Origin of the sequence: Flavimaribacter sediminis, assembly GCF_019492055.1 — a bacterium.
Lineage (GTDB): Bacteria > Pseudomonadota > Alphaproteobacteria > Rhizobiales > Rhizobiaceae > Flavimaribacter > Flavimaribacter sediminis.
In genome coordinates, this window is record NZ_JAICBX010000002.1 from 608,185 (window position 1) to 633,075 (window position 24,891).

22 protein-coding genes are annotated in these 24,891 nt (G+C 59.8%); 6 read left to right on the plus strand and 16 right to left on the minus strand.

The window, feature by feature from the left end:
* Window positions 1–23: 23 nt before the first annotated feature.
* Window positions 24–1,124, minus strand: coding sequence for a quinone-dependent dihydroorotate dehydrogenase (locus tag K1W69_RS11045; protein WP_220228412.1), 1,101 nt, complete (start codon window positions 1,122–1,124; stop codon window positions 24–26).
* Window positions 1,124–1,468: a DUF952 domain-containing protein gene (locus K1W69_RS11050; protein ID WP_220228413.1), complete on the minus strand. Its 345-nt coding sequence runs from the start codon at window positions 1,466–1,468 to the stop codon at window positions 1,124–1,126. The genes K1W69_RS11045 and K1W69_RS11050 overlap by 1 nt, the downstream gene beginning before the upstream one ends.
* Window positions 1,469–1,648: 180 nt before the next feature.
* Here K1W69_RS11050 and K1W69_RS11055 point away from each other — a divergent pair, with 180 nt between their 5' ends.
* Both K1W69_RS11055 and K1W69_RS11060 read left to right on the plus strand, forming a co-directional pair.
* Window positions 1,649–2,062 (plus strand): hypothetical protein, encoded by a 414-nt coding sequence (locus K1W69_RS11055; protein ID WP_220228414.1) that lies wholly within the window; start codon window positions 1,649–1,651, stop codon window positions 2,060–2,062.
* A 268-nt stretch (window positions 2,063–2,330) separates the two neighbouring features.
* A complete protein-coding gene (locus K1W69_RS11060; protein ID WP_220228415.1) occupies window positions 2,331–3,002 on the plus strand; it encodes a response regulator transcription factor in 672 nt (223 codons plus the stop codon).
* A 42-nt stretch (window positions 3,003–3,044) separates the two neighbouring features.
* Here K1W69_RS11060 and K1W69_RS11065 read toward each other — a convergent pair whose 3' ends face one another.
* On the minus strand, window positions 3,045–3,656 hold the full coding sequence (locus tag K1W69_RS11065) for a CDP-alcohol phosphatidyltransferase family protein (protein ID WP_220228416.1): 612 nt from the start codon (window positions 3,654–3,656) through the stop codon (window positions 3,045–3,047).
* 190 nt (window positions 3,657–3,846) lie between these two features.
* Here K1W69_RS11065 and apaG point away from each other — a divergent pair, with 190 nt between their 5' ends.
* Together apaG and K1W69_RS11075 are read left to right on the plus strand one after the other, a co-directional pair.
* Window positions 3,847–4,239, plus strand: coding sequence for a Co2+/Mg2+ efflux facilitator ApaG/CorD (gene apaG, locus K1W69_RS11070; protein ID WP_220228417.1), 393 nt, complete (start codon window positions 3,847–3,849; stop codon window positions 4,237–4,239).
* Window positions 4,236–5,693 carry a TrkH family potassium uptake protein gene (locus tag K1W69_RS11075; RefSeq protein ID WP_258570992.1) on the plus strand — a complete coding sequence of 486 codons (1,458 nt, stop codon included), beginning with the start codon at window positions 4,236–4,238 and terminating at the stop codon, window positions 5,691–5,693. Before apaG ends, K1W69_RS11075 begins: the two co-directional genes overlap by 4 nt.
* Window positions 5,694–5,702: 9 nt before the next feature.
* On the opposite strand, the gene K1W69_RS11080 is transcribed toward K1W69_RS11075, so the two are convergent.
* Window positions 5,703–9,089, minus strand: a complete 3,387-nt coding sequence (locus K1W69_RS11080) for an efflux RND transporter permease subunit (RefSeq protein WP_220228418.1) — start codon at window positions 9,087–9,089, stop codon at window positions 5,703–5,705.
* Window positions 9,086–10,453: an efflux RND transporter periplasmic adaptor subunit gene (locus K1W69_RS11085; protein WP_220228419.1), complete on the minus strand. Its 1,368-nt coding sequence runs from the start codon at window positions 10,451–10,453 to the stop codon at window positions 9,086–9,088. Before K1W69_RS11085 ends, K1W69_RS11080 begins: the two co-directional genes overlap by 4 nt.
* 256 nt (window positions 10,454–10,709) lie before the next feature.
* Between K1W69_RS11085 and K1W69_RS11090 the strand changes: the two genes are divergently transcribed.
* Complete coding sequence (locus K1W69_RS11090) at window positions 10,710–11,195, plus strand: fasciclin domain-containing protein (protein WP_220228420.1); 486 nt, start codon at window positions 10,710–10,712, stop codon at window positions 11,193–11,195.
* 59 nt (window positions 11,196–11,254) lie between these two features.
* Here K1W69_RS11090 and K1W69_RS11095 read toward each other — a convergent pair whose 3' ends face one another.
* The 4 genes from K1W69_RS11095 to K1W69_RS11110 all read right to left on the minus strand — a co-directional run bounded on the left by K1W69_RS11095 (window position 11,255) and on the right by K1W69_RS11110 (window position 15,695).
* Entirely contained in the window at window positions 11,255–12,397 is a 1,143-nt protein-coding gene (locus K1W69_RS11095) for a DUF3095 domain-containing protein (protein ID WP_220228421.1), read from the minus strand.
* 131 nt (window positions 12,398–12,528) lie between these two features.
* Complete coding sequence (locus K1W69_RS11100) at window positions 12,529–13,524, minus strand: Hsp33 family molecular chaperone (protein WP_220228422.1); 996 nt, start codon at window positions 13,522–13,524, stop codon at window positions 12,529–12,531.
* Window positions 13,521–14,447 (minus strand): ornithine carbamoyltransferase, encoded by a 927-nt coding sequence (argF, locus tag K1W69_RS11105; protein ID WP_220228423.1) that lies wholly within the window; start codon window positions 14,445–14,447, stop codon window positions 13,521–13,523. The genes K1W69_RS11100 and argF overlap by 4 nt, the downstream gene beginning before the upstream one ends.
* A gap of 60 nt (window positions 14,448–14,507) precedes the next feature.
* On the minus strand, window positions 14,508–15,695 hold the full coding sequence (locus K1W69_RS11110) for an aspartate aminotransferase family protein (protein WP_220228424.1): 1,188 nt from the start codon (window positions 15,693–15,695) through the stop codon (window positions 14,508–14,510).
* 413 nt (window positions 15,696–16,108) lie between these two features.
* Here K1W69_RS11110 and K1W69_RS11115 point away from each other — a divergent pair, with 413 nt between their 5' ends.
* Window positions 16,109–16,627: a GcrA family cell cycle regulator gene (locus K1W69_RS11115; RefSeq protein ID WP_220228425.1), complete on the plus strand. Its 519-nt coding sequence runs from the start codon at window positions 16,109–16,111 to the stop codon at window positions 16,625–16,627.
* Window positions 16,628–17,057: 430 nt separating this feature from the next.
* Here K1W69_RS11115 and phoB read toward each other — a convergent pair whose 3' ends face one another.
* The 7 genes from phoB to K1W69_RS11150 form a co-directional block, all read right to left on the minus strand.
* Window positions 17,058–17,741 (minus strand): phosphate regulon transcriptional regulator PhoB, encoded by a 684-nt coding sequence (gene phoB / locus K1W69_RS11120; RefSeq protein WP_220229302.1) that lies wholly within the window; start codon window positions 17,739–17,741, stop codon window positions 17,058–17,060.
* A 64-nt stretch (window positions 17,742–17,805) separates the two neighbouring features.
* Entirely contained in the window at window positions 17,806–18,543 is a 738-nt protein-coding gene (phoU, locus tag K1W69_RS11125) for a phosphate signaling complex protein PhoU (protein ID WP_220228426.1), read from the minus strand.
* Window positions 18,544–18,565: 22 nt separating this feature from the next.
* A complete protein-coding gene (gene pstB, locus K1W69_RS11130; protein WP_220228427.1) occupies window positions 18,566–19,384 on the minus strand; it encodes a phosphate ABC transporter ATP-binding protein PstB in 819 nt (272 codons plus the stop codon).
* Window positions 19,385–19,439: 55 nt separating this feature from the next.
* Window positions 19,440–20,753 (minus strand): phosphate ABC transporter permease PstA, encoded by a 1,314-nt coding sequence (gene pstA / locus K1W69_RS11135; protein WP_220228428.1) that lies wholly within the window; start codon window positions 20,751–20,753, stop codon window positions 19,440–19,442.
* Window positions 20,750–22,234 carry a phosphate ABC transporter permease subunit PstC gene (gene pstC, locus K1W69_RS11140; protein WP_220228429.1) on the minus strand — a complete coding sequence of 495 codons (1,485 nt, stop codon included), beginning with the start codon at window positions 22,232–22,234 and terminating at the stop codon, window positions 20,750–20,752. The genes pstA and pstC overlap by 4 nt, the downstream gene beginning before the upstream one ends.
* Window positions 22,235–22,317: 83 nt before the next feature.
* Window positions 22,318–23,352 (minus strand): PstS family phosphate ABC transporter substrate-binding protein, encoded by a 1,035-nt coding sequence (locus K1W69_RS11145; protein ID WP_220228430.1) that lies wholly within the window; start codon window positions 23,350–23,352, stop codon window positions 22,318–22,320.
* Window positions 23,353–23,536: 184 nt separating this feature from the next.
* Window positions 23,537–24,841 (minus strand): ATP-binding protein, encoded by a 1,305-nt coding sequence (locus K1W69_RS11150; protein WP_441713348.1) that lies wholly within the window; start codon window positions 24,839–24,841, stop codon window positions 23,537–23,539.
* Window positions 24,842–24,891: the final 50 nt, after the last annotated feature.

The following is a 24,891-nucleotide window of genomic DNA, read 5'->3' on the forward strand; positions in this document are numbered from 1 at the left end:
GACCAGTTTGATTCGCCTTAAGTTCAATCCGGGATTGGCCGCGAGGCCCATTCCTGTGTGTCGGCGCCCACCAGATCATGGATCGAGGCGCGTCCGGACCGTTTTACAATCTGATGAAGACCGTCCGTGATTCGCTGCGCCAACACGGGACCTTGATAGACAAAGCCGGTGTAAAGCTGGACCAGGTTTGCGCCGGCCCAGATCTTCGTCGCGGCGGATTCGGCGGAATCGACGCCGCCAACTCCGATCAGGGTGAAGCTCTGTCCGAGCCTCTGGCGCATCTTCGCAAGCACGATCGTCGAGCGTTCGAACAGCGGCGGACCCGAAAGCCCTCCGCTTTCCGACGCTTGGGACACGTCGGACAGGCCCTTTCTCGACAGGGTCGTGTTTGACACGATCACGCCGTCGATAGAACTCGTCGTCGTTTCGGCGGCGATGTCATCCAGATCACTTTCGACAAGATCGGGAGCGATCTTCAGGAAAATCGGCCGGTAGTCTGCTCCCGCATCCGTGCGCGCCGCGCGCGCGTCACTGACCGATCGCAGCAGTAGCGCAAGGTTTTGACGCGATTGAAGATCGCGAAGGCCCGGCGTGTTCGGCGATGAGATGTTGACTGTGAAATAGTCGGCGACATCGTAGAAGGTCTCGACGCCGAGCCTATAATCGGCGATGCGGTCGGCGCTGTCCTTGTTTGCTCCGACATTCACGCCCACCGGGCCATCGCGCCTGCGCGCGCGACCCTTGAGGCGGGCCAGCGCCGCTTCATGCCCATTGTTATTGAAACCCATGCGATTGATGATCGCCTCGTCATTCGCAAGACGGAAGATCCGGGGTTTCGGATTTCCGTCCTGGGCGAGCGGCGTCACCGTGCCGACTTCGGTGAAACCGAAACCGAGGTCCAGGATCGCATCGGGAACCTCGGCGTTCTTGTCGAAGCCCGCCGCCATTCCCACCGGATTGGCGAACACCAACCCGGCTGTGCGCACAACGAGGCTGGCGGCGCGACGCGTCTTTGACCGTGGGACTAAGCCACGCTGCAAAGCGCGCACGGACAGGCCGTGCGCGGTTTCCGGATCAAGCGTAAACAGCAATTTGCGGCCGATCGCCTGGTAGAGGTGATCCATCAGGCGAGATCCGGCAGACTGTGCCGTCCGTCGGAACCGAGGGGCATAGGCTTGACCCAGAGAACAGCGCCGGTCCGCAAGGTTGCATAGAGATGCGGAAACAGATCGCCGCCTCGCGACGGTTCGTATTTGAGATCATCGCCCAGAGTTTCGGCGTCAACCGCGACAAGCAGCAAATCGTCCTGTCCGGCGAAGTGTTTCGCCGCCGTCTCTGCAAGTTGGCCGGCGGTCGAGAAATGGATGTATCCGTCGGTGAGATCGACAGGCGCGCCCTCGAAAACGCCGTGTTCTTCGGCTGCGCGCCAAAGCTGCCGGGGAACGATCTTGTATATGGTCTCGCGCATGGGGGTGTCGTTATCTGTATTGCTTTTCAAACACGGTCTATCGCCTTTGCGCCGGTCTTGAAAGCAAGTCGATGCCCAGACGGCGGGCGCGGTACCGGTTTTCCCGGCATTTTGCGCATTATCACAGTTTGGCGGCAATCCGGTGTTAGCCTCCATCTATTGTTGCAACGGGAGCGCATCATGGTTCGCATTTGCCTGGCCGCATTCATGTCATTGTCTATCCTCGGATCAGCCTTTGGTCAGGAGGGGCGTTTCGTGTTCGAGTCCAACGACGATGGATATGTGCGCTTCGACACGAAAACGGGTGAGATTTCGATCTGCCGCGTCGTCAATGATCAGGCTGTCTGTCGGATGACGGCCGACGAACGCAGGGCATTGGAAGAGCAGATCGAGCTGCTGCAGGAACGGATCGACGAACTGCAGACAGAGCTCGCGGCATCGGAATCCGGAGACCGCGGCGGATTTCCGAGCCAGGAGGATCTCGACCGGACAATGGGCTTCGTCGAAAATATGTTCCGTCGTTTCAACGATCTGGTCGATGACCTTGAAACGGACCGGACCGATCCCGCTCCGAATGCCGGAGAAAGCGAATAATCGCCGCCTGAATCGCGCGCCCACAGAATACAAGCCATGTTGGACTATCGAACTCACGCCGGTAGCGGTATCATGCCGTTCATGCGTGCGACATATATCGTCGGGTGCGCGGGACAGTTGATGTGCATATTGGGATTTTCTTACGGCTTGTGCATAAGGGGGCCCGGGTGTCCGGGAGGGATCGCTCTATCGTTTCCTTGGAAACCGGGTTTGTTCGGTATGGGGAGGAAAGCCGCACGGTAAGTTTCTGGGAGGGGCTTGGTAATTCATGAAGACATTCATCATCGCAGATGATCACCCGTTGTTCCGGGGCGCCCTCAGGCAGGCCCTGTCGAACATGGGCGATGATCTGGAAATCGTGGAGGCCGGCGATTTCGACGCTGTCCGCAAGGCTGCGGACGAATATCCCGAGGCGGACATCCTGCTGCTCGACCTGACGATGCCGGGTGTGAGCGGTCTGTCAGGTCTGATTTCCCTTCGCGCGGAATATGTGAGCCTCCCGGTCGTCATCGTATCGGCGACCGACGATCCGGCGACGATTCGCCGCGCTCTCGATCTTGGAGCATCCGGCTTCATCTCCAAATCCGCAAGCCTTGAAGAAATCCGCAACGGCGTCCTGTCGGTTCTCGACGGCAATATCTGGACGCCCGGCGGCTTCGACCCCGGCGTCGAAAGCGATCCCGAGATGGCCGATCTGATCGCAAGACTGCAAACTCTGACTCCGCAACAAAGCCGGGTGCTGGGCATGCTGGCGGAAGGATTGCTCAACAAGCAGATCGCATACGAGCTTGGGGTCTCGGAAGCTACAATCAAGGCGCATGTCTCGGCGGTGTTGCAGAAGCTGGCAGTTGACAGCCGCACACAGGCGGTCATTCAGTATTCCCGGATCGGGACAGAGGGGCTGGACAGGGAAAGCGGCGCCGTCGTCTCGCAAACGTAACGCCCGGACTTCCCCGTTATTTCCGCCGCTTTGCCGACAATCTTATCGCCTGCCGAACTGACGTCCCGCGAGCACGATCCGCGACAGGGCTGTGTAGAAACATACAGCCGCAAAGACATAAGCCAGAATCGGGAAAATACCTGGAAACAGGCAGAAAGCCGAAAATACGGCGATCGTTTCCGTTCCTTCTGCAAGCCCGGTGGTGAAGTAGAGCGACTTGTCTCCGCGACTGTTGCTGATCATGTCGTGGCGTTCGGCGAGGATTGCGAAAGCGAGAAAGGTCGATCCGTTGATGTAGAAGGAGAAGATCAGCACGCCGCCGGCGACAGCATTGGCGGCCGGATTGGCGATGATGAAGCCGAGCGGAATGGCGCCGTAAAAAACGAAATCGAGCACTATGTCGAGATAACCGCCATAATCTGACGGCTTTGTCGCCCGGGCGATGGCCCCGTCGAGGCCATCGCAAAGCCGGCTTGCAAGCAGAAGCGCGAGGCCGGCCAGATAGAACTGGAAGGCGATGGCGGCGGCCGCCGCCAGCCCGATGGCGCCGCCGGCGACCGTGACGGAATCCGCGCTCACGCCGGCGGCTGCCAGACGCGCGCCGATGCGTTCAAGCGCCGGATCTATCAATTTTCTGACTTCGCCGTCGAGCATCAGTCTCTCTTCCGTTCGCATTCGCTGTAGTTCAATTCCTGCCCGGTCGGAAAGCGCGATTTCTCACAATCCTGTGTGTAGGTCGAGCCTTCACAAATCCCGAAATCGCAAAAGAGTTTACCAGTCTGACGGTTCATGCTTATAGATTGGGACCGGAAAGCGTCGGTTTTTCCACTCCGGCGACAGGACAATGTATCGAGCGCAAACACACGATATAGAAGTCACCGTGGAGCCGTTTTACCTGGAAGAGCAGTCGCGTCCGGATGACAGCCGGTATGTATGGGGTTATCGCATCAACATCACCAACCATTCGCGCCACCGCGTCCAGTTGCGCGAGCGATACTGGAAGATCATTGATCAGAACGGCCATGTCGAAGAAGTTTCAGGTCCGGGCGTAATCGGGGAACAGCCGATACTCGATCCTGGCGACAGCTACGAATATTCATCCGGCTGCCCACTGGATACCCCGTCCGGCACAATGGTTGGAAACTATCTTATGGCGCGCGCCGACGGTCAGGAACTCTCCGTGGCTATACCAGCGTTCTCGCTGGACATTCCGGGCACGGCGAGAACAATCAATTGAAGCGCGGTCTGGATTTACGGCCAATTATCCTGGTCACCGGCACTCTTGTGACCACGCTTGGCGTTGCAATGATTCTGCCGGCTATCGTCGACCTGGCGGCGGGCAATCCCGACTGGAGGGTATTTCTGGCGTCATCAATGCTGACCTCGCTCGTAGGGTTCAGCCTTTTCATGGCTGCGCGGGGTACGCCGAAAGGCCTCTCCACGCGACAGGCCCTGCTGATGACCGTCGTATCGTGGCTGGCCCTGGTCGCCTTCGGCGCCCTGCCCTTCATGTGGTCCGGCATTGTCGACGGATACACCGACGCCTTTTTCGAATCGATGTCGGGCCTGACGACGACGGGGGCGACGGTCATCGTCGATCTCGACGCGGCGCCGCCGGGCATCCTGTTCTGGCGCGGACTTTTACAATGGCTTGGCGGTCTTGGCATCATTGTCATGGCGATCGCCGTACTGCCGATGCTTCAAATCGGCGGTCTGCAGCTGTTCAAGGCTGAAGCCTTCGACACGGCGGGCAAGATTCTGCCGAAGGCAGCACAGATCTCGAGCTCGATCACCCTTGTCTTCATCGCCTTCACCGTCATCTGCTGCGCATTGTTCGCGGCGGCAGGAATGCCGATCGGCGACGCCGTAATACACTCCATGACGACCGTCGCCACCGGCGGATTCTCCACCAAGGACCTATCGATCGGCCACTATCAGAGCGCAGCCATAGACTGGATCACAATCGTCTTCATGATCCTCGGCTCGATCCCTTTCGTGCTCTATGTACAGACGCTGCAGGGACGGCTGCGGCCAATCCTTACCGATTCCCAGGTTCATGTGTTTCTCGGCACCGTGCTGACGGCGACGATCATCGCCTGGCTGATGGCGCATTACGGCCAGTTCCACGTTGGCCTGGAGGGCCTGCGTTTCGCGGCGTTCAACGTGGTGTCCATCCTGACGGGTACGGGCTACGCGACAACGGATTACGCCATATGGGGTCCGCATGCGACATCGTTCTTCTTTGTCATCATGTTCATCGGCGGCTGCGCCGGCTCGACCTCCTGCGGCATCAAGATCTTTCGCTTCCAGGTGGTCTTCGAGGCGGTTCGCCAGCATATCAACCAGGTCATGTACCCGCATGGCATTTTCCGACCGAAATTCAACGGTCGCCCCATCGAAATGGCGGTCATCGCCTCGGTAATGAGCTTTCTGTTCCTCTACATCATCAGCTTCGGGGTTATCGCCGCAGCCTTGCTGATGACGGGGCTCGATACAACGACGGCGCTTTCAGGCGCCGGATCGGCCATTTCCAATGTGGGGCCCGGATTAGGCAAAGTCATCGGACCAGCGGGCAACTACGCTCCGCTGAACGACACAGCGAAGTGGATATTGTCGGCGGGCATGCTGCTCGGCCGGCTGGAACTGTTCACGATCCTGGTCTTGTTCCTGCCGCGCTTCTGGCGAAACTGAATCTCAGAATTACTCGGCCGGCGACTGCGCGCGCCGGTGACCGAAGAGGGCGACAAAGGCGGCGCGGATGTCGTAGCCGATGCCCATCAGCGCCGGCACGAGGAACAGCACCAGCAGGGTCGCCATGGCGAGACCGAAGACGATGGTGATCGCCATTGGCAGCAGGAACTGCGCCTGCTGGCTCTTCTCGAACAGCAATGGCAGCAATCCGCCGATCGTGGTGAGTGATGTCAGAAGCACTGCGCGCAGGCGGTCGCGGCTTGCGCCGATCGCCGCCTGATCGACTGTGTCGCCATCCGCCAGCCGCTCGTCCATGCGGGCGACGAGGATGATGGAGTCATTGACGAGAATGCCGCTCAATCCAAGAAGCCCGGCCATGGAGACGATGGTGAGCTGAAAGCCGAGGATCCAGTGGCCGAAAACGGCGCCGACGATGCCAAAGGGGATGATCAACATAACGGCGAACGGCCGCCAGTAGCTGGCGAAAACCCAGGCGAGAATAATGTAAATGACGGAGAGCGCCACCAGCAGGCCGAGCTCGAGGTCCGCAAAGGCGTTTTCCTGTTCCTCCGAACGGCCGGCATACTCGTAGCGCAAACCGTATTTCGAGGCGATCCTTTCCACCGTGCCGCTGTGTTCGAGTTCCTCGATCACATTGTCCGTGGTGGTGATCTCGTTGTCGATGTCTCCGGTAATCGATATGCGGGTCTTGCCGTCTCGCCTGGAAATATAGGCGAATCCCTGCTGCTCGCGCAGTTCGGCCACTTCGGTCAGCGGAACGAAGACGCCCGAAGGGCTCCTCAGCTCGAAATTGCGCAGGGCGCCGGTTCCCGGATCACGCATGCGCTGATAGAGCCTGACCGTTATTTCGTCGTCGCCGTCGGCGAAGCGGTGGGCGATCTCGCCGTCAAATGCGTTTCTAAGCTGACGGCCGATGCTTTCGGCGGTAAATCCGAGGGCAGCGCCGCGCGGCAGCATTTCAATGACCAGTTCGGGCTTGCCGAAAGGCAGATTGTCGTCGACGCCGGACACGCCGTTGATGGACGACAGAACCGGAATCACCTCCGCAGCCGCCGCCTTGAGGTCGGCGACGCGGTCTCCCAGCAGCACCACGTCGATATCGCGTCCCGGCGGGCCGCCGCGCGACTGGAACACGGAAAAACGCGTCACGCCCGGAATATCCGGCGCCGCTGCCGCCCAGGCGCGCACGATATCCGAGGTGCGCACGGTGCGATTCTCGGACACCGTCAGCTGCACCTTGATGGAGGCGCTTGTTCCACCGAAACGGCTGGCCTTGCTGAAGAGCGTCACGATGGAGGTGGCCAGCTTTTCCTGGCCCTCCGTCAGTTCCTGTTCGATATCGCGGAAGGCGGTTTCTATGCGATCAATTGCGGCCAACGCATCGGCTTCCGGAAGTCCGGCCACAAAACTGACATTGCCGCGAATGCTTTCCGCCTCCGGCGACGGGAAGAAGACGAACTCGACGCGCTTTCCGACGGTAAAGCCGATGGCGATGACCAGGATCAAACCCATCGCGATCGAGAGCGTGACGTAGCGCCAGCGATAGGAAAGCGTCACGAGACGATCGAAGGGTCCATCGCGGAGCTTCTGGAACCCACCATCGAACCAGTCGCGAAAGCGGTTCTCGCCGCGCGACGAGGTGGTCTTGCGGCGGATCAGAAGAAGCACCGCCTCAATAAGGCTCGCGGCCGCCAGGGCGACAACGGCGATGAGGACCGCCGCCGCGACAGGCGGAAGTTGCGCCAGCCTGTCGCCGATCAGAAGCGCAATCGGGCCCGCGCTGGCGGCCAGCGGCGACATCGAGCCGACTGCGAGCGCGGTAATGGCGAATGCAAGGAAAAACTGGCGCCAATAGGACCAGCGTGGATTCGAACGCGCGCCCAGCGAGTGGGCGAGATGGCCTGGCAGCACGAAAAAGCATTCGAGCAGGCTGGCGATAATGACGGCGACGACAACCAGCGGAAGCACGCCCATGATCTGGCCGATCGTATCGCGGATCAAGGTGATCGGGGCGAAGGAGGCGATCGTGGTGGTCATCGCCGCAAGCACAGGCGCCAGCATCATGCCCACGCCGCGTTCGGCGGCCACCATCGGCGCGTCGCCCATTTCAAGACGGGTATTGGTGTGTTCGCCGACCACGATCGCGTCATCCACGACAATTCCGAGCATCATGATGAGGCCGAACAGCGACACCATGTTGATGGTCTGCCCGGAGACATACATGAACCCGACCGTAGCAAGCATGGCGATGGGAATGCCGGCCGCGACCCAGAGCGCCACGCGGGCGTCGAGGAAGATGAACAGCACAATCACCACAAGGATAAGGCCGCCCACGCCATTCCTGACAAGCAGCATGATGCGTTCATAAAGCGCATCGGCCGCCGAGGAATAGACATGCAGCTCCAAGTTTTCGGGCAGTCGGGGCCGTATCTCGGTTACGTAATTGTCCAGGATGGCGGCCGTGGCCAGCGTGTCGGCGGAGGTCGCGCGTTTCACGTCGAGCTCAATCGCCACCGAACCTTCGCTGAAGCCGCGTGTCTCGTCATCGTCGAAGGACTCATAGATCGTCGCCATATCTCGCAGATAGACTTTTTCACCGGTCGGCAGCGCCAGCACCTCGACCGCGCCGACGGCGCGCGGCGAATCCGCGTCCGCCAGCGACCGCAACTGTCGTTCGATGTCCCCGTCCAGGCTTCCCGACGGGAGATCGTTGCTGTTTGCCGAAACGGCGTTGGCGACGTCCTCTATTGTCAAGCCAAGGCGGCGCAGATCCTTGTTGCCAATATCAACCCGGATCTCGCGTTCCCGCATGGCGTTGAACTCGATCTTGTCGATGCCGCGATCGATGAGGTCGTCCCTCATGCGTTTGGCCCATTCCCGCTTGATGCGTTCGGGCGCTGAACCGCTTAGCGACAGATAGGCGACGCGGTCGAAGAAGGTCTGGCGCGATATCGTTGGCTGTTCGGCGTCCGCAGGCAAGGTGGTGATCGCCTTGACCGCGGCCTCGACCTCGGACAGAGCCTTCTGCATGTCGGTTCCGTCCTCGAATTCGAGATTGACGGAGCCGGAGCCCTCTCGCGCCGTGGAATCCATGCGATCGACGCCGTCTATGAACCGGACTTCGGGCTCGATACGCGCGAGCACATTGGCTTCGACGTCCTCCGCGCTCGCCCCCGACCAGACGACTGTAACATCGATGTTGGGCCGGTCGACGCTCGGGAAAAACTGCGTGTTGATCTTGAAGACGGAAAACAGGCCGGCGAGAATCATAAGCGCCATGAGGAGATTGGCGGCGTTCGGATGCCGGATGAAGAGGCGCACAAGGCCGTTCAATCCGCCTACACCGTCCTCATCCTGGCGGTCGATTTCGCTCATTGTCCCGTTTCCGCGCCGTCGGCCCCGGCGCGCTCCCCGGGCAACCGCACCCTGACGCCTTCGTCGGCCTGGGTCAGGTGGGTGACGAGCACGACATCGCCCTCCTCAAGGCCGTCTCCGAGAATCACATCGTCTCCGTCATAAGCGGCGACGGCGACGCTGCGCTCCGTCAGACGGCCATCGTTGACGACAAAAACGGAGACACCGTCATAGAGCGCAGTTTCGGGGATCCGGAAGGAACCGTCGTATGTTCGATCGGGAACGCTGATCTCGACGAAAGCGCCCGTCCGCATGCGGACGCCGTCGCCAGCAGGATCGAGACGGGCGACGACTTCCACGCCGCCGCGCGCCGAAGCGATCTCCGCGGCTATCCGGTCGATCGTTCCCGAATACCGAAAATCGCTCTCGCCAACCGACCAGCGCACCTCAATCCTGCGACCGATCAACGGATCGCGGTCGGCGACGATCCGGCCATACTGGGCATCGGTGAGGGTAAACCGGACCTCGAGATTCTCGTCGTCATAGATAGTCGCGACAACATCGGAAACGCTGACATTGCGTCCGGCCTCCGCATTGGCGGAACTGACCACGCCGCGAAAGGGCGCCGTCAGGCGGACGTTTTCCAGGTTGCGCTCCGCCTCGTCGACGCGCCATTGCAGGCTGTCGACATTGGCGAGTTGCTGGACCCGCTGCGCCTCCAAAATGACCAGATTGTTGCGCCGCTGGCTTGTCGCCTGCTCGCGCTGGGAAACGACGAGCCTGCGCTCCTCGACCTGCTTCTGCGTCATCGTCTCGTTCTTGACGAGGGACTCGGCGCGGGCAAGGTCGCTGCGGGCAAGGCCAAGCTGAATCCGGGCTTCCTCGAGTTGCTCGCGTTCGGCCGGGATGTTCGCTTCCGTTTCTGTGAGAGCCGCCCTGGCCTTGGCGAGGTTGGCCCGCGCTTCGGCGAGCGCGCCGCTGTAGCTGAAAGAATCAATCTCGATCAGCACATCGTCCTGATCGACATGAAAGCCGGCGCGCAGCCGCGGATTGACCGTGACGATCTCGCCGCCGACGAGCGGTCGAAGCTCGACGGACCGCGACGCCTGGACTTCGCCGTAGAGATGCAGGACGGGCTGATTGTCAGCTGCGACGGCTGTCACAGTCTCGACAGCGTAGACCGGAGGACGCGGCGTGCGGGCCACCGGCTCGGGCCGCGAACCGATGATGCGATTCATCAGCACAAACGAGCCGGCGAGCACTGCGATCATGAGTATGATCTGCGCGATGACGCGCAGACCATTGCGACGCGTCGGCGCTGCAGGATCTGATGGGGCCTTTACCGTGGGCGGCTTCTCCGCCTGCTCTTCCAGCGATTTCAACATTGGTTCGTTGTCTGGCTTTATGTTCACCTGAAGGCCGTCAGGGCGGACTTGTTCCACGCCCCGACAGTATTGCACTCACAAAACGACTGCAAAATCAAAATTGTATCATTCTGTAACGCCTATCGCCGATCTGTCCAGGGAACAGCCAAACGCGCCGTCTTTCACAAAGCGGTGATATCCGCGTTACCGCATGATCCAAACCGGCCTCCTGTTCCGTAAGAACCCGTATACGTCAACCAAACCACAGGAGATAACTATGCTGAATCTGCGTAACACCATCATCGCCGCCGCCGCAATCGCACCGCTTGCCTTTACGTCAATTGCCGCCAAAGCCGCGGACATTGTCGACACGGCGGTCGGCGCCGGTCAGTTCAACACGCTTGTCGCCGCGGTTCAGGCAGCCGGTCTCGTCGACACTCTGAAGGGCGAAGGTCCGTTTACAGTTTTCGCCCCGACCGACGACGCCTTTGCCAAGCTGCCGGCTGGCACGGTTGAAGATCTGCTGAAACCGGAAAACAAGGACAAGCTGGTCGCAATCCTGACCTATCACGTCATCCCTGGCAAAGTCATGTCGGGCGACATCGCCGGCAAGACGATGGAAGTCGACACAGTGCAGGGCTCAAAGCTTTCCATCGATGCAACCGATGGGGTGAAGGTGGACGAAGCGATGGTCGTCACCGCTGACGTGGAAGCCGACAACGGCGTTATTCACGTGATCGACGCCGTCGTTCTGCCCGAATAAGACCATTAAGCGTGGGGGCCAAACTATTTTGGCCCCCATGTTCCCCTCGTTCCTGTCGATCAATTCGACGTCGTTGTTTTCGCGAGTTGTTTCGCAGCCTCGGCATACCCGCCCCCGGCGCCGTCAATAAAATGCATATGATCGGCAGCGCGCACAGATGGCGCGACACAGGTTATAAGAGCCCTGTCCTGGGTGTGCATTCCATATCTGACCACGCCCTTCGTCACTTCCATATCCAGCACCTCGCGGGCCTTTTCGATGACCTCAGGCGAACAGTCGATTGTCATCATCAGCGCGTCGTCGAATTTTCGATAGTCCGAGTTTTCCGCTATCTCACGCCGGTATCGCGCGGGGCGAAACCCCGCCACTCTCAGCCCCAGCCGGAATACAGTCCAAGCAAAGGCAGCATTCAAATAGACCCGGATCAGCCGCAAAGGCCTGGACTTTCCCATGCCGGCGACACGCGACTGAAGATCGAGAACATCGCCGGGCCACCTTACACGCGGACCATCGGGCGGCACCGGGTTAAGACGCTCGCTACCCTCAAGTATATCTATGACGCGTGACGCGATCTCGGCGAAACGGACTTGCGAGACGCCCTGCGCAGGTTTGACGATCAAAGAGAGAATTTTTCCACTCGCTTCGACGGGACCCCACTGGCAGGAGAGGCCGGTGAGATCCGGTTCCTGCCCAGAGGCGGCCGGCGCAAGACGCAACGAACCGTTCTTGAGCTGTTCTTCCGCCCATTCGAGCCCGCCGCCCATGAACGACGCATACTGCATATGGCTCGAGGCTTTCCAGAACGCTACCCGAACATCGACGCCTGCATTTCGGATCGCATCGATACTGACCATGCCGACGCGCAAATCAAGCTGAAGTTCCTGTTTTGCCCAGGTCGCAACACGCGACAGGGCGTCGGCGGCTTTCTGTCTATGCCGGGCGGGAACCGCGAAACGCGCTCCATCGCCGCCGAAAATGAACAGTCTGAGATCACCGTTCAAAGCATTCGAAACGGCGCTGATCGTGGCCGCGCCCGCCAGGTTCACAGCTTTGTAGCGTCCTTTTGTGATCTCTTCGGTAGAATTGACGATATCGGATACACCGACATGCCAGTCATCGGGCAAGCCGACGAACCGGGACTGATCCGTCACATTCACGAAATCTTCGATGACGGCCACTGATTTGTACCAGTCATCTTCCACGTCGACGTTCTCCGGTTTCGATCACCCTCGGTCTGCCACCTGACTGTCTGGGCTTCTGCGCAGAATAACGTGCTCCCGGATCACCCGGAGAACAATGATCGCGGCTCTTCGCGACAGGAAACCGTTTCGCTTCAGCCGCCGACTTCATCCGGATCGAATTCGTAGCTTTTGGAGCAGAATTCGCATTTGACGGTAATCTTGCCGTCCTCAATGCTTTCAGCAACCTCTTCCGCCTCAAATCCTTCAAGCACGGACTTGATGCGTTCACGAGAGCAGGAACAGTTGTCGCGGACCGGGATCGGGTCAAAGACACGCACCCCGCGTTCATGAAACAAACGGTATAGCAGCCGCTCGGAACTGACTTGAGGATCAACCAGTTCGTCATCCGCGATTGTTTCCATCAGAGCGCGGGCTTCCTGCCAATCCTCGTCCTCCTCCATCTCGAATACATCATCGATTTCGTCGGGAACGTCGCCGCCCGGAAGGTCCTGGGTCCGGATGCGTTCGGGCGACTCCGGAAGGAACTGGACCACCACGCCGCCGGCGCGCCATTGGTGGGTGCGCCCGCCGTCCTCGTCCATCGCATAGAGCTGCGCCGCAGCCAGACGAACTTCGGTCGGTATCTGCTCGGACTGCCGGAAATACGCCTTGGCGATCTCCTCGAGGCTCGCGCCGTTGAGTTCGACAATGCCCTGGTAGCGCTGCATGCTTTTGCCCTGGTCTATGGTGAAAGCCAGGATGCCCTTGCCCAGAAGGTCCTGCGGCTCTAGCGCGCCGCGGGCGACCGCCTCCGCCAGCAGCTGCTCGTCGAAACGGGCGTAGGCCCGCATGCTGTCGGGCGTCGTGAAATCCGCAACCAGCATATCGACGGGGCCATCGCCCTGGGTCTGCACGATCAGTTTGCCTTCGAACTTCAGGGACGTGCCGAGCAGTACGGTCAACGTGACCGTTTCGGCCAGGAGCCGCGCCACCGGTTCAGGGTAGTCGTGCCGGTCAAGAATGGTGTTGAGCAAAGGGCCGATCTGCACGGCCCGACCGCGCACGTCGAGCCCCTCGGCCTGGAAAGGCACCACCATGTCGTCGCCGGCATGGCCGATTTCGCCAAGTTGTGGGGATTGATCGCTCATACCCGACCAAAACACCAGGCAAGGATCGCCTTTTGGGCGTGAAGCCGGTTCTCCGCCTCGTCGAAGACCACGGAATTGGGGCCGTCGATCACACCGTCGGTCACTTCTTCGCCGCGATGGGCCGGCAGGCAATGCATGAACAAGGCGTCATCGCCGGCCTTTTCCATCAGCGCCTCGTTGACCTGATAGGGCTGGAAGACATTGTGGCCGCGGGCGCGATGCTCCTGACCCATGGACACCCAGGTATCGGTTATCACGCAATCGGATCCCTGCACCGCCTTTTCAGGATCCGCGGTCAGGTGGATCGTTCCGCCGTTGGCGCGCGCCCAATCAATGTAACGGGCTTCCGGCTCGGACCCGGAAGGAACGCCGACTTTCATCGTATAGCCGAAGCGCGCCGACCCTTCGACCAGGGAATGCAGCACATTGTTGCCGTCTCCGACCCAGGACAGCGTCTTTCCCCGGATATCGCCGCGATGCTGCTCGAAGGTCATGACATCGGCCATGATCTGGCAGGGATGTGTGTCGTCGGTCAGGCCGTTGATTACCGGCACAGTGGCGTATTCGGCAAGTTCCAGAAGACGATCGTGACTGGTCGTGCGGATCATGATCGCGTCGACGTAGCGCGACAGGACGCGCGCCGTATCGGCAATCGATTCCGCGCGACCGAGCTGCATTTCGCGTCCTGACAGAAGAAGCGGCTCTCCGCCGAGCTGACGCATGCCGACATCGAAAGATACGCGCGTGCGCGTCGACGGCTTTTCGAAGATCATCGCCAGGATCTTGCCTTCGAGAGGCTTGTCCGCTGTTCCCTTCAGCGTGTCGGCCTTGCGCGTGTGGGCATGATCGATGATCGCCCGCAAATCGCCGGAGGCCACTGCGGAAAGATCTAGGAAATGACGAAACTCGCCATTCAAGGCCATGTCGGGTTCCATTTCGTGTGTTGCATGTCGAGGAAACGCCCCTCGTAACCTTAGACTATGTCAGTCTGCGGCCGTCGACAATTTGCGGGCCGCCGCCTCCAGGCGTGACAGTCCTTCGCGCGCCTCTTCGACCGTGATGGTCAGCGGCGGCAGAAGGCGGATGACGTTTTCTCCGGCCGGGACTGCGAGCATGTGCTCGTCGCGGATCGCGGTCAGCACTTCGCCGTTCGGAATCCCGGCTTTCAGCCCCAGCATCAGACCGCGGCCACGGATCTCTTCGACGATGTCCGGAAACTCGTCGGCGATCGCGGCCAGACCTTGCGAAAAGACGAGACCGACGTCGACGACATGCTGCAGGAATCCCTCTTCCAGAATGACGTCAAGCACGGCGTTGCCGACGGCCATTGCCAGAGGATTGCCGCCGAACGTCGTGCCGTGGGTTCCGGCGACCATGCCTTTGGCGGCTTCCGCCGTGGCAAGGCAGGCGCCGACGGGAAACCCGCCGCCGATGCCCTTGGCGATCGCGACGATATCCGGTGTGATCCCGGACCATTCATAGGCGAAGAGTTTTCCGGTGCGGCCAACGCCGCACTGGACCTCGTCGAGAGCCAGCAGAACGCCATGCTCGTCGCACAGCGCGCGCAGATCGCGCAGCCATTGTTCCGGAGCGACGCGGATTCCGCCCTCGCCCTGGATCGGCTCGACGAGAACAGCGGCCGTTTCATCGTCGATGGCGGCCTTCACCGCTTCGAGATCGGCGAACGGAACCTGGACGAAGCCTTCCGCTTTCGGTCCGAAGCCTTCGAGATATTTTTCCTGGCCGCCGGCGGCGATCGTCGCCAGCGTGCGTCCATGAAAGGCGCCTTCGAAGGTGATGATCTTGTATCGTCCGGCGTCGCCGTTTTCATAGTGATAGCGCCGCGCGGTCTTGATGGAGCATTCCAGCGCCTCGGCGCCGGAATTGGTGAAGAACACCTTGTCGGCGAAGGTCGCCTCGACAAGACGATCGCCAAGGCGCGTCTGACCGGGAATATCGTACAAGTTGGAAAGGTGCCACAGCTTGTCGGCCTGGTCTTTCAGGGCCGAAACGAGATGCGGATGTGAATGGCCAAGCGAGTTCACGGCGATGCCCGCGGCAAAATCGAGATATTTTGATCCATCCTCGGCGTAAAGCCACACGCCGTCGCCTTTTTCAAAGCGGACGGGAATGCGCTTGTATGTATCAAACAGCGATGCAGTCTGGGACATCGCAACCTACTCCTTGCCGCCTGTCGCCGCAGATTAGCTGAACGGCTTTGATGTTGACGGATTTACAGTACCGACCAAAAACAAAAGCTGCCCCAAGGCAGCTTTGCCGCTTCTATACCGGACGGTGCGCCATCAATCAACAACTTCGATGACGAACGCGGGCGGCACGCCGCAATCAGGCAGCTCAATTTCCACTATTGACTTCAAGTTGGGGAAAAACCTGAAAAAGGAATCGTCTTGATTCGCCGGACTCTTGTCACCGAGTCCCGCGCCCACTACCTTAGGGAGGCGAATTTGGACTGCATGCGGCGGACCTGAACTATTCACTGAAGTCTCGGATTCCGGCGCCGGAGCGATACCGGCGCATGATGGAGGATTCCGCCGCCCGATACAATGAACGAAGGGCGTGAAGCATGAGCTGGACTGACGAACGCGTCGAAAAACTGAAACAATTGTGGGGCGACGGCCTGAGCGCCAGTCAGATTGCGGCCCAGCTTGGCGGCATCAGCCGTAACGCCGTGATTGGAAAAGTGCATCGGCTGAATCTGCCCGGACGGGCCAAATCCGGCGGATCGTCGGCTTCCCGCAACAAGAGAACGACAACCGCGACCCGCAGTTCGTTTACCGCGCGGGCCGCCAGTCCGCGCCCGGTCATGCGCACCAGCGGCGCGACCGCTCTCAAAGCGGATATCATCGCAGACGCCGTGACCGAACTGGATACGAGGCCTGTCGAGGACGTTGTCGTTCCGATATCCAAGAGACTGGTGCTGACGGAACTGACCGAGCGGACCTGCAAATGGCCGATCGGCGATCCGCTTCAGGAGGGTTTCTATTTCTGCGGCAGCGACTGCGAGGAATCAGGCCCGTACTGCTCATATCATTCCAAGCTTGCCTTCCAGCCGGCCGCGGATCGCCGCCGATCGAAGGGCTGACCGATCAAGGTCAGGCGCGCTCGCAGTTCAATCAAAGCATCCTGGCGCCTTTCGCACCACGCCGCGTGAAGCGCGGCGCGGGGCGATTGCTTATGCGATCGCGTAATTTTCTGTTTACTTACAATTAGTTAGGCGGCGCCATTAGTTATCTGGCGTCCATAACTACCGTTCGCCGACACTGGCTTTGTTTCGGGAATTGGCAGTTTCGGCTTCGATCTGGCTTTGTTTCGGGATTCCGGAACCACGCGGCAAATCTGGCTTCGTTTCGGGAATTGCTGTTTTGGCGCCAACTTGGCTTTGTTTCGGGAAACGCCATTATTCGCAATCCCATGCCGCGATCCAGCTGCAAAGGCTCAAGACCCGAAAAGCATTATAACACAAACAGCCAAAAAATGCAGCTTCCAAACACACGGGCTGCAGTGAAGGGCGGTCAGTTTTCCAGCGAGTAGCCGGCGCCGCGGACGGTGCGGATGACGTCTTTCATATTGGCGAGATTGAGCGCCTTGCGCAACCGTCCGACATGGACGTCGACCGTGCGTTCGTCGACATAGATGTCGTGACCCCACACGCCGTCGAGTAATTGGGACCGCGAGAAGACCCGCGTCGGCGACGCCATGAAAAATTCGAGCAGGCGAAACTCTGTCGGACCGAGCTTGATTTCGCGACCCTTGCGATAAACGCGGTGGGTTTCGCGGTCGAGTTCGATATCGCCACTCTTGAGCACCGTGGAAATCGCTTCCGGCTTTGCGCGGCGCAGGAGCGCGCGCACGCGCGCCATCAATTCCGGCGTGGAGAACGGTTTTACCACGTAATCGTCGGCGCCGGTTGCAAGTCCGCGAACGCGCTCGCTTTCCTCGCCGCGCGCCGTCAGCATGATGATCGGCAGCCGTTCGGACTCGGGCCGCACGCGCAAGCGGCGGCACAGTTCGATGCCGGAGAGGCCTGGAAGCATCCAGTCGAGGATCAGGAGATCCGGCAGTCGCTCCTGCAGTTTCAATTCGGCCTCGTCGCCACGAAAGACGGTGTCCACATCGTAGCCTTCCGCTTCCAGATTATACCGGAGCAGAACGCTCAACGCTTCTTCGTCTTCGACAACTGTTATCTGCGGTGCGATGCCCATTCTCTACCTCTGACCATACCTCTGGCCCTACCTCCGTCGCCGATACCCTGTACGAAAATTACTTGGCCGAAACCGAAACCGACGCCGTCTCGTCGTCCTTCGGACGCTCGTTATCCGGCTGTGTTCCGGTCGTCATATAGTAGATCGACTCTGCAATATTGGTCGCGTGATCGCCAATACGCTCGATATTCTTGGCGCAAAACAGCAAGTGCGTACAGGCCGTGATGTTGCGCGGATCTTCCATCATGTAGGTAAGCAGTTCACGGAAGAGCGACGTGTAGATTGCGTCGATTTCCTCGTCACGCTCACGAACGATCGAGGCCGCTTCCGGCGAACGGTTGGAATAGGCGTCCAGAACGTCCTTTAGCTGGTTGAGCGCGAGTTCGGTCAGATGTTCCAGACCGCGCACCAGTTTCTTGGGCTGGCCCAGACCTTCGACCGCGATGACGCGTTTGGCGATATTCTTGGCCATATCGCCGATCCGTTCGAGATCCGCGGCGATACGGATCGATCCGATGATATCGCGCAAATCCGAAGCCATGGGCTGACGGCGCGCGATGATCAGGACAGCTTTCTCGTCAATCTGCCGTTCGGCTTCATCAACGAGAAGGTCGTCGGAAATGACCTTCTGCGAAAGCGAATGGTCCGAATTGACGAGCGCATGGACAGATTGCTCGACCATTCGTTCGGCAACGCCGCCCATTTCTGATATGCGGCGAACCAGATATTGCAGTTCCTCGTCATAGGAAGACACTGTGTGTGCGGATGCCGCCGATACTTTTGATTCTTCGGGCATGATGCTTTGATCCCGTGTTGTGTCAGCCGAAACGACCGGTGATGTAGTCCTGGGTGCGCTGGTCGTCCGGATTGGTGAACATATGATCCGTCGCGCCTTCCTCGACGAGATTGCCGAGGTGGAACATGGCGGTCCGTTGCGAAACGCGCGCCGCCTGCTGCATCGAGTGCGTGACGATTACGATCGTGTAGTTTTCCCGCAATTCGTCGATCAGTTCCTCGACCTTCGCCGTGGCGATCGGGTCGAGCGCCGAACAGGGTTCGTCCATGAGGATCACCTCGGGACTCACTGCGATTGCTCTCGCGATGCACAGACGCTGCTGCTGGCCGCCGGAGAGGCCGGTGCCCGATTCTTGCAGACGATCCTTGACCTCTTCGAACAATCCCGCCTTCCGCAGGCTGGTTTCCACAACCTCATCCATTTCAGCCTTACTGGAGACCAGACCATGGATCTTGGGACCGTAGACGATGTTCTCGTAGATCGTCTTCGGAAAGGGATTGGGTTTCTGGAACACCATTCCGACGCTGGCGCGCAGTTCCACGACATCGACGGACGGATCGTAAATATTGGCGGAGTCCATGGTGATGTCACCGGTGACGCGGCAGCCGTCAATCGTGTCGTTCATTCTGTTAAGACACCTGAGAAAGGTGGACTTGCCGCAGCCCGACGGACCGATAAGCGCGGTGACGTGCTTTTCCCGAACATCGAGATCGACGTCGAAGAGCGCCTGCTTGTCTCCGTAGAAGACGCCGACCTTGCGCGCCTTCATCTTGACGGGGACCGTTGCTCCGGCCTTTGTATTGACAGCCTGTTCCACTGCTGCTTCTGACATCATATTCATCCTTACACCTCTTGTGCGGCATTCAAACCGTGCAATTTGGCCAGTTCGGCGATTGTTACCAGCGGCGTTCGAATCGCCGGCGCAAAATAATGGCGGTAATGTTCATTACGGCGAGGAAAGCCAGCAAAATGATGATGGCGCCGGAGGTTCTTTCCACGAAAGCCCGTTCCGCCTCGTTCGCCCACATGTAGATCTGCACAGGCAACGCCGTCGCAGGATCGAGCGGGCTGGCCGGATAGCCGACCACGAAAGCCACCATGCCGATCAGCAGGAGGGGCGCGGTTTCGCCGAGGGCCTGGGCGAGACCAATGATGGTGCCGGTCAGGATGCCCGGAGCCGCGAGCGGCAGGACATGGTGGAACACCATTTGCGTTTTCGACGCGCCGAGGCCAAGGGCCGCAGCCCGGATCGACGGCGGCACGGCTTTCAGCGCCGCGCGCGTTGCAATGATGATCGTGGGCAGCGTCATCAATGTGAGCACCAGACCGCCGACGAGAGACGCCGAGCGCGGCAGGCCGGCGAAGTTGATGAACACGGCGAGGCCCAGCAGTCCGAACACGATCGACGGCACGGCCGCGAGATTGTTGATGTTGACCTCGATGATGTCCGCCCAGCGATTCTTCGGCGCGAATTCCTCCAGATAGATGGAGGCGGCGACGCCGATCGGCAGCGCCAGTACGAGCACGATCAGCATCATGTAGAGCGAACCGATTATGGCCACGCCTACGCCTGCGGATTCGGCCCGGCTGGATGCGCCGTTTGTGAAAAGCCCGGTGTTGAAGCGCATCTTCATGGCGCCGTCCGCCTTCATCTCACGCATCCACTGGACTTGCTGGTCGCTGATCTTGCGGCGGGATTCATCGACCGAGAGGTCGACCTGACCTTTAAGCGCCGTATCCACCTTGTCCGTTGCGAGCACCCATACAGACACGGTCTTTCCGATGATGTCGGGATCGGAGAGCACCATGTCGCGAAGCTGGGTCCGGCTGCTTGCCGAGATCATCTGACCGGCTTCCCGAACGGCGGTCTTGTCGTCTGGATTGATACCCAATACCTTGACGATCGCATCGGTGGCGAGCTTCGGATAGTTGGCCATCAGGAGCGCGGTGTCGCTTCGATCGCCCTTGGGGTCGATGATATCCTGGCTGAATGTGATCGGCAGGTTGATCGATGTCTGCTCGAAGGCGGTGTAGCCTTTGGAGACGACAGACCAGAGCAGCAGGAGCAGGAATATCAGGCCAAGGAAGATGGCGATCAGCCCATAGGCCTGAAAGCGCTTCTCTGAGGCGTAACGGCGCTTGATGCCAATGTCGCGTTTGAAAGGGCTCTCGACAGCTCCAGGCGCCGCTGATGCGGTTGTATCCGTCATTCGTACTGCTCCCGGTATTTGCGCACGATGTAAAGCGCGTAGAAATTCAAGATAAGGGTGATGAAGAACAGCGTTATGCCCAGCGCAAAGGCGACAAGCGTCTGCGGCGAGGTGAACTCCAGGTCGCCCGTAAGCTGGTTGACGATCTTCACGGTGACCGTGGTCATCGGCTCGAACGGGTTAATGGTCAGACGCGCGGCGACGCCGGCCGCAAGCACGACGATCATCGTCTCGCCGATTGCGCGCGACGCCGTCAGCAGCAGCGCTCCGACAATGCCCGGAAGAGCCGCCGGGAAGATTACCCGCTTGACGGTTTCCGATCGCGTGGCGCCGAGCCCCAGCGATCCATCGCGCATGGCGCGCGGAACGGCGGTGATAATGTCGTCGGAGAGCGACGAAACGAACGGGATCAGCATGATGCCCATCACGAAACCCGCCGTCAGCACGCTCTGCGCCTGAATGAATGCGAAAGCGTTACCGGTTACGATGCCGCTGATCTGGGTGCTGAGATCGCGCAGGAACGGCCCGACCGTAACCAGCGCGAAAAAGCCGTAGACGATGGTGGGAATACCCGCCAGCACCTCAAGCAGCGGCTTGACGATGGCGCGCAGGTGGTTGCTCGCATATTCCGCCATGTAGATGGCGGCGAACAGGCCGATCGGCACTGCGACGGCCATGGCCACGAAGGCGATGTAGAGCGTGCCGGCAAGCAGGGGGATCAAGCCGAACTGGCCCGCCGAATCCTCGGCGCCCGCAGCGGCGAAGCGCGGATCCCAGACCGTTCCGAAGAAGAACTCGTGCGGCGGGACGCTGGCGAAGAAGCGGCCGGTCTCCGACAGCATCGACCAGACAATGCCGACCGTCGTCAAAATGGCGATGCTCGAGGCAACAATGAGAATGCCGAGTATGACCCTCTCGACCTTGTTGCGGGCCCGCATCTTCGGGCTGATCATGTAATAGGCGTAGACAAAGCCCGCGACAGCCACCAACAGAACAAGAATCGTCCGGTAAAGGGCGCTTGCAGAGCTCAGGCCGTTGTACACTTCGGCCGCGGCCGGCATGTATTCATCCACCTCGCCGGCAATCGCGACGCCTTTGTCGGCGAGCGCTTCGCGCATGGTGATGCTTCCGGATTCGAGCTTCTGGCGGTCTTCGTCCGTGAGATCCGACAGGCCGCCGGCGATGGCGTTGATCTTGCTGAGCTCCAGCGACCGGTCCGCGGCGGACATGTCCTGAATCGACTGCGGCAGCGAGTGAAAGACCTGATTATTGATGATGGCCGGGCTGACGGCCAGCCAAATGGCCAGAACAATCGCCGACGGCAGAATGGTCCATACGAGCACGAAGGCGCCGTAATACCCCGGGCGCGAATGCAGCGCGGAATAAGCGCCCTGCACGAGCTGTCCTGCGCGGATACGACCAGCGACATATCCAATAACGCCAAGACATATAATGATCAAAAGTGTGGTCGCGGTGCTCATACATCCAGCTCCGGATTTCGGTCAGCCACGGAAAGGAAAACTGGCCGGCGCCAATTGCGCCGGCCTGAATGTTCCATGCCCAATCAGAGCATTTTTCCGTCTACGAAGTTCTGGCGAACTTCTTCACGCTCTGCTTCCGGAGCGGCGACGAGGCCGTACTCGGCGAGCGGAGAGTCCGGGCCAACCATCTGGTCGGACGTAAAGAACTCGACATACTCCTGAAGACCCGGGATAACGCCCAGATGCGCCTTCTTGACATAGAAGAACAGCGGACGCGAAACCGGATATTCACCGGAAGCAATCGACTCGGTGCTCGGCGTAACGCCGCTCATCGTAGCGACCTTGAGCTTGTCGGCGTTGTTTTCGTAGAAGGCCAGGCCGAATACGCCGACGCCGGTCTTGTTGGCGTCGATACGGGCCAGGGTTTCCGTGTAGTCGCCGTCGATATCAACAGCGCCGCCGTCCTTGCGGACTGCAATGCAGGAATCCTCTGCGGCGTCTTCGTCCATGCCGGAGTCCATCTTGGCTTTCAGGTCGCCGGTTTCTTCACAGCCGATTGCGAGAACCTTTTCTTCGAAAACTTCACGCGTGCCGTGCTTTTCGCCGGGGATATAGGCGGCGATGTCCCACTCGGGGAACTTCGCATCGACGTCCGACCATTTCTTGTTCGGATTGTCGACCAGCTTGCCGTCGACAACGATCTGGGCAGCCAGCGCCTTGTAGACGTCGGCAGGCTCGAGAACGAAGTCAGGGCCATTGATGTCGGTGGCGAAGACGATGCCGTCGTAACCGATGCGGATTTCCTGGATCTCGGTGACGCCAGCGTCCGCACAAGCCGCAACTTCCTTGTCGCGGATCTTGCGCGAAGCGTTGGCGATGTCGATGGTGTCGGTGCCGACGCCCTTGCAGAATTCCTTGAGACCGCCGGAGGATCCGCCGGATTCAACGACAGGCGTCTTGAAGTTCGGGAAGGTCTCGCCGAAGGTTTCGGCAACGATCTTCGCGTAAGGCAGAACCGTCGAGGAACCGGCGATCTGGACCTGGTCGCGCGCAACGGCCGTACCGGCGAAGGCAGCCGACGCCACCAGTGCGGCTGCTGTCAGTTTAAGGGTTTTCATGAATCTCTCCCGTCTGAGCGGTGTAATAGCGGTGTGTATACGCCTTCGTTGCGGCGCAGCCCGTAGTGTTACTGGCGTGGTACTCATAACAACCTGGGCAATGCACTTTTATGACGAAGCATTTACAGTTTTATGACAATTTATATCGTTGATATCTTTGTATTTTTTGTAGTTTATAACGAAATCAGGAAGACCGCCGCGCGATTCTTACGACAAACTCCGATCCTTCACCGAGAACGGAGTTCACGATCAGCCTTGCGCGATGCCTGGTCAGGATATGTTTGACGATCGCAAGTCCCAGTCCCGTGCCCTTCTTGGACCGGCTTGTTTCCACATTGACCCGATAGAAACGCTCCGTTAGCCGCGGCACATGCTCGGACGGAATGCCTGGTCCGTAATCCTTGACCGAAACGTCAATCATGCCTTGCGCCGCCGGCGAAGGATCCTTGATCGTAACGTCCACGCGGCCGCCATTCTGCCCGTATTTGCAGGCGTTCTCGATCAGGTTTTCGAAGACCTGGATGAGTTCGTCATAGTCTCCCGTCACCGGCACAGGCTCTTCGGGCGTTGTCAGCCGGAGTTCGACGTCCAGATCCTCGGCCATTGACCGCAGCGTATCGCGAACATGGCCTATCAGCGGAACCAGGTCGACCTCTGCCGTCGGCGCCATGTGCGCCTTCATTTCCAGACGGGTCAGCGACAAAAGATCATCGACCAGTCGCGTCATTCGACCCGCCTGCTCGCTCATGATCGAGAGAAAACGTTCCTGGGCTTCGCGGTCATTGCGCGCCGGACCCTGAAGCGTTTCGATGAACCCCGTAAGCGACGCCAGCGGGGTGCGCAGTTCATGGCTGGCGTTGGCGATGAAGTCCGTGCGCATGCGGTCCATGCGCCGCGACTCGCTCTGGTCCCGGAACGTCAGGAGGAAGAATTCGCCGCCTCCGTTCAAACGCGCGACCTCGCGCATCGGCGCGATACGCACCTGGTACCACCTTTCCGAAGGCACCTTTTCCACATGGTTGATCGTTCTCGTGCGATGATCGCCGGCGACTTCGTGAACCAGTTCGAGGATCTGCGGCGCGCGCAGCCGGGAAGACAGATGGGATCCGCGGGCAATCGGCCCGAATTTCTCGATTGCGGCGTGGTTCTGGTAGATGACGATGCTGCCGGGCGCGAGCACGATCGCCGGATCGTCAAGCGCCTCGCAACTCGCAAAGACGACGTCCTCGACCGGCGTCTGGAAACCCGTTTGTCTCAGCATCCTCTCGCGTTTGCGAATCATCCGCGATCGCACGGGCAGAGCCGCGGCGATAACGATAATCCCGAGGCCGAGCCAGACATGCCAGTGCGTCACATCGTCGAAGACAAGCAGCGCCATGGCCAGGAACACGGCGGCGATCAGGGTGTAACGCGCATCGTAAAGACGCATTGGAACAGCCGGCATTTCTGCCCGCAGGTCTTCCTTCTCGCTGTCGTTTTTCTTCAACATATGTCTGTCTGCATTGACCGCCGCCGTCCGATCGCGAACCAAGAGTTTGA